The sequence below is a fragment of the uncultured Paraglaciecola sp. genome (assembly GCF_913058035.1).
Lineage (GTDB): Bacteria > Pseudomonadota > Gammaproteobacteria > Enterobacterales > Alteromonadaceae > Paraglaciecola.
This window is the reverse complement of the sequence record NZ_CAJXPA010000123.1, coordinates 1-13755: the sequence shown is the minus strand read 5'-3', so window position 1 is coordinate 13755 and position 13755 is coordinate 1. Positions and strand designations below refer to the sequence as shown.

The following is a 13755-nucleotide window of genomic DNA, read 5'->3' as shown; positions in this document are numbered from 1 at the left end:
TGCATATATCTTCCATTGATGCATTATCTGGTGATGACAAACCTCAAGATGCCTATGGTGCTTCAAAAGCAGCAATGATTAGACTTTCAAAGTCTTTTGCCATTCAATTTGCATCTAGCAAAATTAGATCAAATATAATCTTACCTGGGCCAATAGATACGGGTATGCAGATTAGATGGAAAAAAAATCCTAATACAAAGAAAAATTTAGAAAAATTTATTAAGAAAAAATACAATATCAAAAACATATGACGCACCATATGCTATCAGGGCTGGATTTAAGTTGGACCAAAGAGCTACAACATTGTTTTTTGATCCGCGATCCAGCTCAAGTTGTTAATTCGTATACTAATAGCCGCGGTGTGTGTTCAGCCCAAGATATAGGCATCCAAAGGCAGTTCGAGTTGTATCAAGATATCACTAGGCTATCTGGGCAAGACATCCCAATTATTGATTCTAATGATGTGCTTAGATCCCCTGAGAAAGTCTTAAAGCTATTGTGTGAAAAAGTAGACGTTGCATTCATGTCTACAATGTTGAAATGGCCAAAAGGCAGTCGAACAAGTGATGGGGTTTGGGCAAAACACTGGTATGAAAATGTTGATAATTCCGAAGGCTTTGCGTCTTTTTCAGCTAAAGATCTGCAACTGAACGATGAACAACTATCAGTCGTGCATCACGTTCAGCCTTTTTATGATCAGCTCTATAAAAAAAGAATTGGCGCTTAACAAAACTCATCTAGAAAAATGAACAAGTCTGTTATTGAGTATTCACTCAGTTAAGAGCGTTTAGTCAAACTTCACTATTTTTACGTGCTGACCGAAATTACCCGTATTAATCACGTTTTTTATTAGCCTGTCTTACTCTGTGTTTTTTAACAGAGCGACGCATTCTCCTTATCTTAACGTGATCTAATTTACCAGGAGCAATTTTGATAAGAGTTTCTGTTTCTTCAGGCAGTTGTACACTTTTTCTTAATGTATTTAAATCGGGTAGACCCAACTCAACCCAACCACCTTGAGGTAAACGTTTTTGCAACTCTAAAGTACCATAACGAACTCTCATTAGACGGCTCACTTGTAAACCTTGCGATTCCCATAAACGCCTTACTTCACGGTTTCTGCCTTCAGACAGGCTCACATTATACCAAGTATTTTGACTTTCCTCGTCACCGGGCTTTTTAACAATATGTGTAAATTTAGCTTCACCGTCCTCTAATTTTACGCCATCAGTTAAACGCTTAAGCATTATATTTTCAACTTCACCAAATACTCGTACCGAATACTCGCGTTCTACTTCGTGTTTAGGATGCATTAAACGATTCGCCAATTCGCCATCATTGGTAAATAATAGCAAACCGCTGGTATTAATATCTAAACGGCCCACTGCAATCCAGCGCCCATTTTTGATACTTGGCAAACGGTCAAACACTGTTGCTCGGCCCTCAGGATCTTTTCGACTACAAAGCTCACCCTCAGGTTTGTTGTACATCAACACTCGACAAACAGGGGCGTCATTAGACGTGCTAAGAGCATTGCCATCCACTCGGATCTTATCTGCAGACTCGACCCTATCACCTAACGTTGCTAATTTACCATTAACTGAAATACGTCCCGCTTCTATCCACTTTTCCATTTCACGACGCGAACCTACTCCAGCGTTGGCCAGTACTTTTTGTAATTTGTCACTCATTAATGTAATTGCTCTGTTTCATCTGCATTGCTAGGTTCAATATTAGCCCTGTCTGCAGATTGTTGTGGGGGATTATCATCAGTGGGCCTATTGCTGGCCCCACTCGATAGAATATTAAGTTGATTGTCTGTTTCTTTGGATACCAAAAAGTCACCATTACTGGGTAAATCACTCAAACTTTTTAAAGAAAAATAATCTAGGAATGTTTTTGTGGTGGCATACAAGGAGGGTCTTCCAGCCACTTCTTTGTGCCCTATGATCTTTATCCAACCTCTTTCGCGCAAGGTTTTCATAATCTGACTACTAACAGACACACCTCGCACATCTTCAATTTCACCACGCGTAATGGGTTGCCTGTAGGCAATCAAAGAAAGCGTTTCAAGCATTGCTCGAGAATATCGGGGTGCTTGTTCTTGCCAAAGTTTACTGAGCCAGATGCTCAAGCTGTCCATAGATTGAAAGCGGTAACCCGAAGCTACTTCAACTAGTTGAATACCTCTGGTTTGGTAATCCAATTTTAGCTCTGCCAAAGTATCTTTGAGCATAGTTTTACTAATGACTAGTCCGTCTAAAACGGTTGACTGCATTTGCTCTTGACTAATCGGTTGCTCAGCTACAAAAATTGCTGCTTCAATTAATTGTTTGAGTTGGGCGCGAGAAATTTTGGCCATTAGGACTGCACTCCTTGCGAAAATCTAGGCGAAACACGAATATGAATATTAGCGTAAGGTCTTGCTTGAACCAGTTCAATTAAGTTTTCCTTACCTAACTCTAGGATCGCTAAAAAAGTCACCACTACACCAGCCTTACCCTCACTGGCTAAAAATAATTCATCAAAACCGGTGTAATGTTCAGAAGAAATCTTTTCTAAAATTAAACTCATTCGTTCTCGGGTCGACAGTGTTTCTTTTTCAATATGATGATGTTCAAAGGCTTCTGATCTTTGCATAGCCGATTGAAACCCAAAAACAATATCTTGTAAACTGACGCCGGGCAAAACACGAATTGGAGCCACTAAATCTGAAATTTGAGCCTGTGCAGGGAATATATCTCGCTCTTTGCGAGGAATATTATCTAATTCCTGCGCGGCATTTTTGACTAATTCGTATTCTTTTAAGCGTCGAATTAATTCAGCGCGAGGGTCATCTTCATCATCTTCTGCGTCGGGTCGCTTGGGCAGTAACAATCGTGATTTCACCTCGGCTAAAATAGCAGCCATCAATAAATATTCAGCAGCTAATTCTAATTTAATATCTTTCATCAACTCTACATATTCCATATATTGCTTCGTGACTTCATACACTGGCAAGTTGATTAAATCGAATTTTTGTTTGCGAATAAGGTACAAAAGTAAGTCTAGGGGACCTTCAAAAGCCTCTAAAATTAGTTCAAGTGCATCTGGGGGGATGAATAAGTCTTCAGGTTTTTCGATTAAAGCCTCGCCGTTAACAAATGCCAGTGGCAACGGTTGCTGAACTTGCACTTTACCTTGCTTTGCGGCTGAAAAAGAAGAATTATCCGTGGACATAAGAATAAATTAATCGTCTAAATGAAAGGGCTAGTGTCGCCACTGCCTTTTCGAATAATAATATTTTCACCCTCAGACATATCAATCACAGTGGTGGGTTGTTCACCTAAAAATCCACCATGGATGATTAGACCCACCTGTTTTTCTAATTCATCACGAATATCGTCAGGGTTCGATTCAGCCGCCAAAGCACCGGGCAAAATGAGCGTAGCAGACATTAATGGTTCTCCTAGTTCTTCCAACAAAGCTAAGGCAATTTTGTTGTTAGGTATCCTGATCCCTATCGTTCTACGTTTTGGATTCTGAAGTCTTTTAGGCACCTCTTTAGTTGCTTTAAGGATAAAAGTGTAAGGTCCTGGAGTATTGTTTTTGATCATTCTAAAAGCTGAGTTTTCAACTCTGGCATATTCAGACAACTCAGACACATCACGACACATAAGAGTAAAGTTATGGTCTTTGCCAATTTGACGGATACGGCAAACTTGTTCAAGGGCATTTTTGTCATTCATGTGACAACCAATGGAATAGCCAGAATCGGTGGGATATACCACCACAGCCCCTTTATGAATTAGCTCACATGCTTGTTTTATCAAGCGAATTTGAGGATTCTCAGGATGAATATAAAAAAACTGGCTCATAAATACATTCCTATTCTACTATCGCAGCAGTATTGCTTGTTAAGTATTATAAAAGCTGGCTGTTTTTTAGCCAGCACTTTTTTAACATCTATTCCTTAACCAGCAAGTAACCAGTCATGCCATATTGGTACAAGCTGTGTTGGTAACGTAAGGTTTTTACCTAATTCGGTCCAGCGATTCGGGTAATGAAAATCAGAACCGCTAGAGGCTTGTAAATCATGTTCTGTAGCCATGTCAGCCAGCAGTTTTTTGCGCTCCGGAGTAAGGTGAGAATGGATCACCTCCATGCCATTTCCACCAGCATTGGAAAACTCTTCAACCAAACGTTTTAGCCATTTACTTGTCATATCATAATGTCCAGGATGAGCTAATACAGCCTTACCACCTGCATCTTGTATCCATGTAATGGCTTCTTCTATTTCAATCCACTGGGGTTTAACGTGGGCTTTTTTGCCTTTGCCTAAATATTTTTTAAATACCGCACCAAAATCTTTCACCACACGGCGTTCTACTAATACTCTAGCAAAGTGAGCGCGAGTAATCTGGCCTTTTCCCGCCAAAACTTTTGCTTGTTCAAACACATTTTCAATACCCAATTTTTCAAGCTTGTCAGACATTTGCTGGGCACGACGATCGCGTTCTTCGCTTTGTTGACCTAAGCGGGATAAAAATTGTGTATTTTTATGGTCGACGTTTAAACCCAAAATATGAATATCAAAGTTGTGCCAAGAAGTAGAAATTTCCACACCAGATAATATTTGCATAGAACGCTTTTGCTTAGATTGGTAATCCATCGCCTCTTGAATTCCGTCAACGGTATCATGGTCTGTAATCGCTAACACATCGACTTGCATGTTGTGCGCGCGGTCGATCAACTCTTTTGGAGACAGATGCCCATCAGAATAATTGGTATGGCTATGCAGATCGATTTTCATTCAGTAAACACTCAGTAAACACTTTTTTAATGGCTTTATTTATGATTAAGATTAATTTGTGTGTTGACATAGAAGCGTATTTGTTTTCTTCTATGCGCTCAAATTAATGTTGCTTAGCTCTATTATACTGATTCACAGCTGAATAACATATTTAAACTTATAACGAGTACAATAAATAATGAAAAAAATTCAAACACACAATATATGGTGGTGGCACAACCTGAACTAACGGGCTGTGAGTGTTTGTGTTTTCGCAAATTAATTTCCAAAAAAGCCCGTAAATTGCGGGCTTTTTTTTGTCTGCTCTTCAAGATAAATTGTTATAGAGAATCAAAAGATGAGTTTAGCCCAGTTAACAGAGCAGTTTGGCAAAGTAGAAACATTAATAGTAGCCGCCGATTACGTGGCCGACCCACTTATGGCATTTCAATACCTATGCCAAGGTCGAAGTAATAATTTACTATTAGAATCTGCCGAAATAGATAGTAAAGATGATCTTAAAAGTTTGTTGTTGGTTGACGCTGCAATTAAATTAGAATGCCGAGGCCAACAAGTCTATTGTCAAGCATTATCAGACAATGGCCACGCTGTATTGCCGATGTTTGATAAATACTGTCCGGTTGGTGTGATACATGAGTATGACTCAAAAAACGGCTTAGTAACCCTTACATTTCCAGCACCCGATGCAGAGCTTGATGAGGACCGTCGTTTAAAAGCCCCTGCAGTATTTGATGCTTTAAGATTGATCACCAATAAAATTACCGCTATTCGCCAACACCCTCATGCGGTATTTTTGGGTGGTGCTTTAGCATATGATTTATTAGCCAGTTTTGAAAAACTACCAGAAGTTGAAGAAAGCTCTAATAACTGTCCAGATTTTGTGTTTTATCTAGCAGAAACGTTGGTGATTATCGACCACCAAACAAAACAAAGCGAAATTATTGGTAGTGTGTTTAGTGGCAAAGATGTTGGCAATAACTATTTCTCAGTGAGTCAACGATTAGAACAAGTCAAACATAAATTGGCCACAATGAAACCCCAAAGTGATCCTGAAAAAGTAAAAACAGCTGTGACTGTTGATGACTTATTAGTCAATAAATCCGATCAAGAATATATAGATGATGTAATTAGGCTTAAAGAAAATATATTGGCTGGTGATATTTTCCAAGTAGTCCCTTCGCGTACTTTTAGTCTGCCCTGTCTACATCCTCATGACGCTTATCGTGCCTTAAAACAACAAAATCCAAGTCCTTACATGTTTTTTTTACAAGACGATAATTTTTGTATGTTTGGCGCATCACCTGAGTCAGCATTAAAGTACACCAAACAAACTAATCAAGTCGAAATTTACCCTATTGCTGGAACTCGCCCAAGAGGTAAACGAGCAGACGGAAGTATCGACCTAGATTTGGACTCTCGTTTAGAACTCAACTTACAAGAAGATCAAAAAGAACGCGCCGAACATATAATGCTGGTCGATTTAGCTCGTAATGACGTAGCTAAAGTGTGTAGACCTGGATCACGATATGTTACCGATTTACTTAAAGTTGACCGCTACTCCCATGTGATGCACTTGGTTTCTCGAGTAGTTGGGCAATTACGTGATGATTTAGATGCGCTTAACGCTTACCAAGCTTGTATGAATATGGGCACGTTAGTCGGCGCACCAAAAGTCAGCGCTGCCACATTGATCCGTCAGGTTGAAAAACAACGACGCGGCAGTTACGGAGGCGCAGTGGGTTACATTAATAGTCAAGGTGATATGGATACATGCATCGTTATTCGTTCAGCATTTGTACAAAATGATACTGCCTATATACAGGCAGGTGCAGGCGTAGTGTATGACTCTGACCCACAGTCAGAGGCTGATGAAACTCGAAGTAAAGCACAAGCGGTAATAGGTGCCATTATATCAAGTTCGCAATCAACCACTGTCAAAGCAAAAGGAGCAGTATAATGACGTCACAAGCAGTTCAAACCAATAAACAAATTTGTGTATTTTTACTGGATAACTTTGACTCATTTACTTATAACTTGGTGGATGAATTAAGAACATTAGGCCTTGAATTAATAGTGTATCGCAATAGCGTTTCGGCTGATGTCATTTTACAAAAAATGCAAAACAAATCACAACAAATTGACAGAAACAGTCAAGTTAAACAAGTAATGTTGATGTTATCACCTGGACCAGGTAATCCTTCGCAAGCGGGCTCAATGTTAGAGTTACTAAACTTAGTGAAAGGCCAATTCCCAGTATTAGGAATTTGTTTGGGGCATCAGGCGATCGTTGAATCTTATGGAGGAAATATTATTCGAGCAGAAAAAGTGATGCATGGTAAGTCATCTTTGATTGAACACTGTGCTGATAAAATGTTTAATAACATGCCACAGCCTTTGCCTGTTGCTCGCTATCATTCTTTAATGGCTAGTAACATACCCGAGGAATTAACTGTATTGGCAAATTTTGCAGACATCCCTATGGCAGTGGTGCACCTGGAAGATAAAATGCTAGGCTTTCAATTTCACCCAGAATCTATTTTGACTTCACATGGTAGCCAGTTGCTTATGCAAAGTATTGAATTCCTGACCCAAGATAAGGTTTAGACCCCATGAACCAGATGATCCAAACAATTCTTCAACAACTCTATCAAGGCCAAGACTTGAAGCTCAGTGATGTCACTGAAGTATTTTCACAAGTAATTACCGGTCAGGTGGACGATATTGTTTTATCCTCTTTGCTTACTGCACTAAAAATTAAAGGTGAGCAACCGGAAGAAATTGCTGGAGCCGCTGTTGCACTTATAGCTAACGCAGGTGCATTTGCTCGCCCAGATTACGAATTTGCTGATATTGTGGGAACAGGAGGTGATGGTCATAATACCATTAATATCTCATCTGCGTCAGCTATAGTAGCTGCAAGCTGTGGTGTAAAAGTTGCTAAACACGGTAATCGTAGTGTCTCGAGCAAATCTGGTTCCGCTGACTTATTCAAAGCATTTGATTTAGAATTAACTATGCCTGCAGACACAGCGCGTCGATGTTTAGACCAATCAAATTTATGTTTTTTGTTTGCGCCAAATTATCACTCGGGTATTCGCCATGCGATGCCAGTGCGCACCACCTTGAAAACTCGCACCTTATTTAACTTGCTAGGTCCTTTGGTTAATCCAGCCCGTCCTACTCACATAATTATTGGTGTTTATGCTGAAGAGTTGCTGATGCCCTTTGCCAAAACCTTGCAGATATTGGGTTATAAAAAAGCCATGGTAGTGCATGGTAGTGGATTAGATGAGTTTGCTTTACATGGCAATACACAAATAGTGGAAGTGGATGGTGACGAATTGATACAAAGCAGTGTTTCTCCCGCTGACTTTGGACTTGAAAGTTATCCGTTAGACGCCATTGAAGGTGGCGAGCCTGAAGAAAATAAAATCCTAATTGAAAACGTGTTAGCTGGTAAAGGCCAAGCAGCGCATCAAGCTGCTGTGGCGATGAACACAGCTGCACTATTAAAATTATGTGGCAAAGTACAAACCTTCGCACAAGGGGCTGAGATGGCAATTAATGCTATGCAGCAACAACTTCCATTAGCCACAATTAAACTATCGGCTTCCATCAGCCAAAATCAATAAAGGACACTGTTAACAAAAATGGCCAATGTATTAGAAAAAATCGTCCTAGACAAAAAACAAGAAATCGCTCAACGCAAAATTGATTTTCCGCTAGCAAATTTTATTGGCAGCTTAACACCTTCAGACAGAAGCTTTTTTGATGCGTTGGCGCAGCCAAATGCTAGCTTTATATTGGAGTGTAAAAAAGCGTCGCCGTCCAAAGGAATAATTCGTGAAAACTTTGACTTAGACGAAGTAATTCAAGCTTACAGTCCATTTGCTGCTTGTATCTCCGTGTTAACAGATGAGAAATATTTTCAAGGTAAGTTTGAATACCTAGAGTATATTCGCGCTGGTGTGAGCCAGCCTGTCATTAACAAAGATTTTTTTGTTGAACCTTATCAAATTTATTTGGCTCGTCATCATAATGCTGATGCGGTATTGCTTATGCTATCTGTCCTTAGCGATGAACAATATACCGAATTGGCAAATATCGCCGAGCAATACCAACTTGACGTATTGACCGAAGTCAGCAATGAAGAAGAAGTATTAAGAGCCTGTGACCTGAAAGCTAAAATTATTGGCATCAATAACCGCGACTTACGCGATCTTAGTACCGATTTAGCAACGACTGAGCGTTTGGTGCCTCTAATAGAACAACATGCTAAACATGAACATGTAATCATCTCTGAGTCGGGTATTTATACCCATCAAGATGTTCGCAGATTAGCGCCACTTGTTGACGCATTTTTAGTAGGTAGTTCATTGATGGGCGAAAAGGATATGCAATTAGCTGCCAAACAATTGATATACGGAACAATAAAAATTTGTGGTACAACCAGTTTATCTGGAGCTAAATTAGTCAAAGATAGCCCTGCCAGTTTTGCAGGTTTGATTTTTGCCGAAAAATCTAAACGTTTTGTGACTTTAGAGCAAGCCAAACAAATTACTTATGCTGTGCCATTTTATTATGTCGGGGTGTTTGTTAACGCTCCTATTGAGCAGGTGATAAGTTATGCAAAAGAACTACGGTTGGCGGCGGTTCAGCTACATGGTCAAGAAAACCAAACTTATATCGACAGTCTGCGTATCAAATTGCCTGCACAGTGCCAGATTTGGATAGCCAAAGGGGTGAAAAATACATTACCCACACTGGAGGAAAGTGACGTTGACTACTTTCTTTTGGATTGCCAAATTGGTGAACAGTCAGGTGGTACAGGCCAAAGCTTTAGTTGGCAATTACTAGATGCAATAACCGACAAGTCTTACATTGTGCTTGCTGGAGGCATTACCCCAGACAATATTAAACAAGCAGCTAATTTGCAGGTTGCCATGCTCGACTTAAATTCTGGAGTGGAAAGTGCACCGGGTATTAAGCAGCAAGACAAAATTAATTTAGCTTTTAGCCAACTTAGAGAGTATTGAAAGTAGTCGCGACTATTTTACTTCGAGTGAAGAGCTTAAAGTAAATCATTATTAATTTAGCTCGTAGCTAAAACAAACCGTTTTAAAAAGTGAGAAATAGATGAATCATTTAGACAGTAAATTTGGTGACTACGGCGGTATGTATGTACCCGAGTTGCTAATGCCTGCACTCGACCAACTCGAGCAAGTTTTTATTGATGCTCAGAAAGACCCAGAATTCCAAGCTGAATTTATGGGTTTATTAAAAGATTATGCAGGCCGTCCAACAGCTATGACTTTGTCCAGAAACTTAGTCAGCAACCCCAAAGTAAAACTCTACCTTAAGCGTGAAGATTTATTACATGGTGGCGCGCACAAAACCAATCAAGTATTGGGTCAAGCGTTGTTAACTAAACGCATGGGCAAAACCGAAGTCATCGCCGAAACTGGCGCAGGGCAGCATGGCGTAGCGACTGCATTAGCTTGTGCATTGCTAGGCTTAAAAGCACGAATTTATATGGGTGCCAAAGACATGGAACGCCAAGCACCTAACGTATTCAGAATGCGTTTAATGGGTGCAAAAGTTATTCCAGTTAATTCGGGCTCTGGCACTTTAAAAGATGCCGTTAACGAAGCTATGCGCGACTGGTCTGCAAGCTATGACAAAGCCCATTATTTATTAGGCACAGCTGCAGGACCCCATCCGTTCCCTACTATAGTCCGTGAGTTTCATCGTATGATTGGTGAAGAAACTCGCGCACAAATCATGGAAAAAGAAGGACGTTTACCCGACGCAATTGTTGCTTGTGTAGGTGGCGGTTCAAATGCAATTGGTATGTTTGCCGATTTTATTGATGAGCCCAGCGTTAGATTAATTGGCGTTGAACCAGCTGGGAAAGGAGTTCACACCAAAGACCACGGCGCAGCAATTGGCAAAGGTACTACAGGTGTCTTACATGGCGCGTTCAGTTATATCATGCAAGATAGCGACGGACAGATTGAAGAGTCGTACTCAGTTTCTGCCGGTCTTGATTACCCAGCTGTTGGTCCACAACACGCCCATCTATATGACATCGGTCGTGCAGAGTATGAATCTGTAACAGATGAGGAAGCCCTTAATGCATTTCAACTTTTATCCCAAAAAGAAGGCATTATTCCTGCCCTTGAGCCTGCACATGCCCTTGCACATGCTTTAAACATGGCTGATGAAGCAGAAGATGACACTATTATAGTGGTAAATTTATCTGGACGTGGAGACAAAGATCTAGAGCATGTCCGCAGTATTTTAGGAGATCAAAGCCATGATTGATTCTATTGACCGCTACGCTTCGATGTTCGAACAACTTGATGCAAAAAATGAAGGTGCATTTGTGCCTTTTGTTATGGTTGGAGATCCAGATATTCAAACCTCAGTGAACATTATTAAAGCATTGGTTGAAGGGGGTGCAGATGGATTAGAATTAGGTTTCCCTTATTCTGACCCTATTGCTGACGGACCCACTATTCAAAAAGCCAGTATTCGTGCTCTATCGAATAAGATTAAAACAGATGATTGTTTTGAAATTATTCGTCAAGTGCGAGAAACATATGCAGACATACCTATTGGGTTATTGCTATACAGCAACCTGATACTTAAACGCAGCATCGAAAAGTTCTATCAAGATGCGGCCAAAGCCGGGGTTGATTCCATTTTGATTGCTGATGTTCCGTTACGTGAAGCCGACCGCTTTATTGCCATTGCCGAGCAAACAGGTATTAAACAAATTTTGATCGCTCCGCCTAATGCAAGTGATGAAACGTTTGCACAGATTGGTAAGAAATCCCAAGGATATACCTACTTGTTAGGTCGTGCTGGCGTCACGGGGGCTGAGACAGCGGTAACTATCCCTGCCAGTGAATTAATAGACAAACTCACTCAATATAAAGTTGCTCCACCATTACTTGGTTTTGGAATATCAACACCAGCACAAGTGGAAGACGCCATTCAATCTGGTGCTGCAGGCGCTATTTCTGGCTCGGCAACAGTCAATATTATTGCTGAAAACCTAAGCCAGCCAGACGTCATGCTGGAAAAACTTAAAAGCTTTGTGAAAGAAATGAAAGCAGCTACTCACAAGTAGCCGTTTGTTTTCATAATTTATAGGATGTTACTATGTGGTATGTAATTTATTCAGAAGATATTGAAGATAGCTTGGCTCTTCGCAAACAGACTCGTGCTGCACACCTTGAGCGTATTCAGTTATTGGTTGACCAAGGACGTGTCTTAGTAGCGGGTCCCTGCCCTGCAATCGACAACGAAGATCCAGGCGAGGCTGGTTTTACTGGCTCATTGGTGATCGCCGAATTTGAAAGTTTAGAAGAAGCTCAGCAATGGGCAGACACTGACCCTTATGCTAGCGCAGGCGTGTATCAAAAAGTGGTCGTAAAACCTTACAAAAAAGTACTGCCTTAGATTGTTGAAGAGTCTTAAATGAGTTACAAGCCGAACATTGATTTACTGATCCCCGCTATAGATTTGAGTGCTATGCGCGCTCAGGGTGCTGGCGGTCAAAATGTGAACAAAGTGTCTAGTGCGATTCATTTAAGGTTTGACATTCAAATTGCGGATATACCTGAATACGTCAAACAAAAACTGCTCTCAGGCAAAGATAAACGTATCACCCAAGAAGGTGTTTTGATCATCAAAGCTCAAAGCCACCGCACTCAGGAAATGAATAAACAAGATGCATTTGAAAGGCTGACTGAAATACTGGTAGAAGCTGGAAAACTGCAGAAGGCCCGTCGTGCTACCAAACCCAGTAAAAATGCTCAAAGAAAGCGTGTAGACAGTAAAGTGAAATCTGGTCAGACTAAAGTGTTGCGTAAGAAAATAGATTTTTAATCAAGAACCCAATAGTCATCTTATGGTTTGAATAATTCATATATTTGTTAATACAGCACATAATTTTTTTGGCATAGTAAATATCTAAAATCAAAGAATTTACAGCTGTTGAGGTCGCTTTACTTATAGCGTAAATGTTCGTTTAAGCCTAATTCAGCTAGAATTCATACTCAACATATTAGTATTGCCCTAAAGTAACATTCGGGTGAACAGCTGAGATGTTTAAAATAAGTATATTGCTCCCTTCATTGCTCACTCACGTGTCATCAACACATTACTGTAGTAGATATCTTAATATCGATATAACTCACTGTGGCGAACTTAAAGCTAAGGTCATAGATTCGCTCCCTTTCTTCAAATATGTGAATGTCCACCAAGTATTAAAAAAACTAAGCATGTGTTTATTGTTTACCCAACTACCAACTTAAACAACAAAACAGTGTGGTTGCGAATACAAAGACCACTTATATTCGCACATTAGACAGTTTTAAAATGGCTCAGCAAATAGTATATTCGTATTTATGGAAAGACAAAATGTATGATTATTAGATATTTTAATCTCATGTCATAAATAGTTATTGCTTTTAAGTCGATTAATGACCTTTATAAACACATGTGTTAACAACAACCAATAAGAGCTGAACTTTGAAGCAGAATCCTTACATTAGATTTATGATTGTTTGTTTGACGGCGATATCGTTAAACATCACTCATGTTTGTGCTCAAAATACTAAGTCTGTACCCAAAACAAAATCTGAAGCAGCAAAAAAAGCGCAACAAAAAATCAGTGGTAGGGTATTAAAAGTCGATCAAAGTAAAAGTAGATATCGAGTTAAAGTTCTACAAAAATCTGGTCGAGTGGTATCTGTAGATGTTGACAAAAAATCAGGGAAAGTGAGTAAAAAGAAGAAGAGGGATTAATCAGATATCCATTGTGCTGGAAGAAATGCTGTCTAGCAGATATAAACGTACAGGAAATATAGGCACTCAATGCGCATATTAATAGTAGAAGACGATAGCCGTTTACTTACCCAGCTTGACATATTATTGCAAAAAAATGGTTACAG

At 39.9% G+C, this 13755-nt stretch carries 16 protein-coding genes and 1 pseudogene; 12 read left to right on the top strand and 5 right to left on the bottom strand.

The window, feature by feature from the left end; genetic code table 11:
• Together QZ562_RS14970 and QZ562_RS14965 are read left to right on the top strand one after the other, a co-directional pair.
• Positions 1-251, top strand: a 251-nt coding sequence (locus tag QZ562_RS14970; protein WP_293761725.1) for an SDR family oxidoreductase, incomplete at its 5' end; no start/stop codon positions are given.
• Complete coding sequence (locus tag QZ562_RS14965) at positions 248-727, top strand: hypothetical protein (RefSeq protein ID WP_293761723.1); 480 nt, start codon at positions 248-250, stop codon at positions 725-727. The genes QZ562_RS14970 and QZ562_RS14965, both read left to right, overlap by 4 nt.
• A gap of 106 nt (positions 728-833) precedes the next feature.
• On the opposite strand, the gene rluB is transcribed toward QZ562_RS14965, so the two are convergent.
• The 5 genes from rluB to QZ562_RS14940 all read right to left on the bottom strand — a co-directional run bounded on the left by rluB (position 834) and on the right by QZ562_RS14940 (position 4792).
• Complete coding sequence (gene rluB, locus QZ562_RS14960; RefSeq protein WP_293761721.1) at positions 834-1691, bottom strand: 23S rRNA pseudouridine(2605) synthase RluB; 858 nt, start codon at positions 1689-1691, stop codon at positions 834-836.
• Entirely contained in the window at positions 1691-2362 is a 672-nt protein-coding gene (gene scpB / locus QZ562_RS14955) for an SMC-Scp complex subunit ScpB (protein WP_293761719.1), read from the bottom strand. The genes rluB and scpB overlap by 1 nt, the downstream gene beginning before the upstream one ends.
• Positions 2362-3219: a ScpA family protein gene (locus tag QZ562_RS14950; RefSeq protein WP_293761717.1), complete on the bottom strand. Its 858-nt coding sequence runs from the start codon at positions 3217-3219 to the stop codon at positions 2362-2364. The genes scpB and QZ562_RS14950 overlap by 1 nt, the downstream gene beginning before the upstream one ends.
• 17 nt (positions 3220-3236) lie before the next feature.
• Positions 3237-3857: an L-threonylcarbamoyladenylate synthase gene (locus QZ562_RS14945; protein ID WP_293761715.1), complete on the bottom strand. Its 621-nt coding sequence runs from the start codon at positions 3855-3857 to the stop codon at positions 3237-3239.
• A gap of 95 nt (positions 3858-3952) precedes the next feature.
• Positions 3953-4792, bottom strand: coding sequence for a PHP domain-containing protein (locus tag QZ562_RS14940; protein WP_293761713.1), 840 nt, complete (start codon positions 4790-4792; stop codon positions 3953-3955).
• A 337-nt stretch (positions 4793-5129) separates the two neighbouring features.
• Here QZ562_RS14940 and QZ562_RS14935 point away from each other — a divergent pair, with 337 nt between their 5' ends.
• The 10 genes and pseudogenes from QZ562_RS14935 to QZ562_RS14890 all read left to right on the top strand — a co-directional run.
• Positions 5130-6749, top strand: coding sequence for an anthranilate synthase component 1 (locus tag QZ562_RS14935; protein ID WP_293761711.1), 1620 nt, complete (start codon positions 5130-5132; stop codon positions 6747-6749).
• Positions 6749-7396 (top strand): aminodeoxychorismate/anthranilate synthase component II, encoded by a 648-nt coding sequence (locus QZ562_RS14930; protein WP_293761709.1) that lies wholly within the window; start codon positions 6749-6751, stop codon positions 7394-7396. Before QZ562_RS14935 ends, QZ562_RS14930 begins: the two co-directional genes overlap by 1 nt.
• Positions 7397-7410: 14 nt before the next feature.
• On the top strand, positions 7411-8424 hold the full coding sequence (gene trpD, locus QZ562_RS14925; protein WP_293761727.1) for an anthranilate phosphoribosyltransferase: 1014 nt from the start codon (positions 7411-7413) through the stop codon (positions 8422-8424).
• Between the two features lie 18 nt (positions 8425-8442).
• Complete coding sequence (gene trpCF, locus QZ562_RS14920) at positions 8443-9828, top strand: bifunctional indole-3-glycerol-phosphate synthase TrpC/phosphoribosylanthranilate isomerase TrpF (RefSeq protein ID WP_293761707.1); 1386 nt, start codon at positions 8443-8445, stop codon at positions 9826-9828.
• A 100-nt stretch (positions 9829-9928) separates the two neighbouring features.
• Entirely contained in the window at positions 9929-11116 is a 1188-nt protein-coding gene (gene trpB / locus QZ562_RS14915) for a tryptophan synthase subunit beta (RefSeq protein ID WP_293761705.1), read from the top strand.
• A complete protein-coding gene (gene trpA, locus QZ562_RS14910; protein WP_293761703.1) occupies positions 11109-11927 on the top strand; it encodes a tryptophan synthase subunit alpha in 819 nt (272 codons plus the stop codon). The genes trpB and trpA overlap by 8 nt, the downstream gene beginning before the upstream one ends.
• A gap of 32 nt (positions 11928-11959) precedes the next feature.
• Positions 11960-12259: a YciI family protein gene (locus QZ562_RS14905; RefSeq protein WP_293761701.1), complete on the top strand. Its 300-nt coding sequence runs from the start codon at positions 11960-11962 to the stop codon at positions 12257-12259.
• Between the two features lie 18 nt (positions 12260-12277).
• Entirely contained in the window at positions 12278-12688 is a 411-nt protein-coding gene (gene arfB / locus QZ562_RS14900; protein WP_293761699.1) for an alternative ribosome rescue aminoacyl-tRNA hydrolase ArfB, read from the top strand.
• Positions 12689-13333: 645 nt separating this feature from the next.
• Positions 13334-13609, top strand: coding sequence for a PepSY domain-containing protein (locus tag QZ562_RS14895; protein WP_293761697.1), 276 nt, complete (start codon positions 13334-13336; stop codon positions 13607-13609).
• A 69-nt stretch (positions 13610-13678) separates the two neighbouring features.
• A pseudogene (locus QZ562_RS14890) lies at positions 13679-13755 on the top strand (DNA-binding response regulator); the annotation flags it as partial.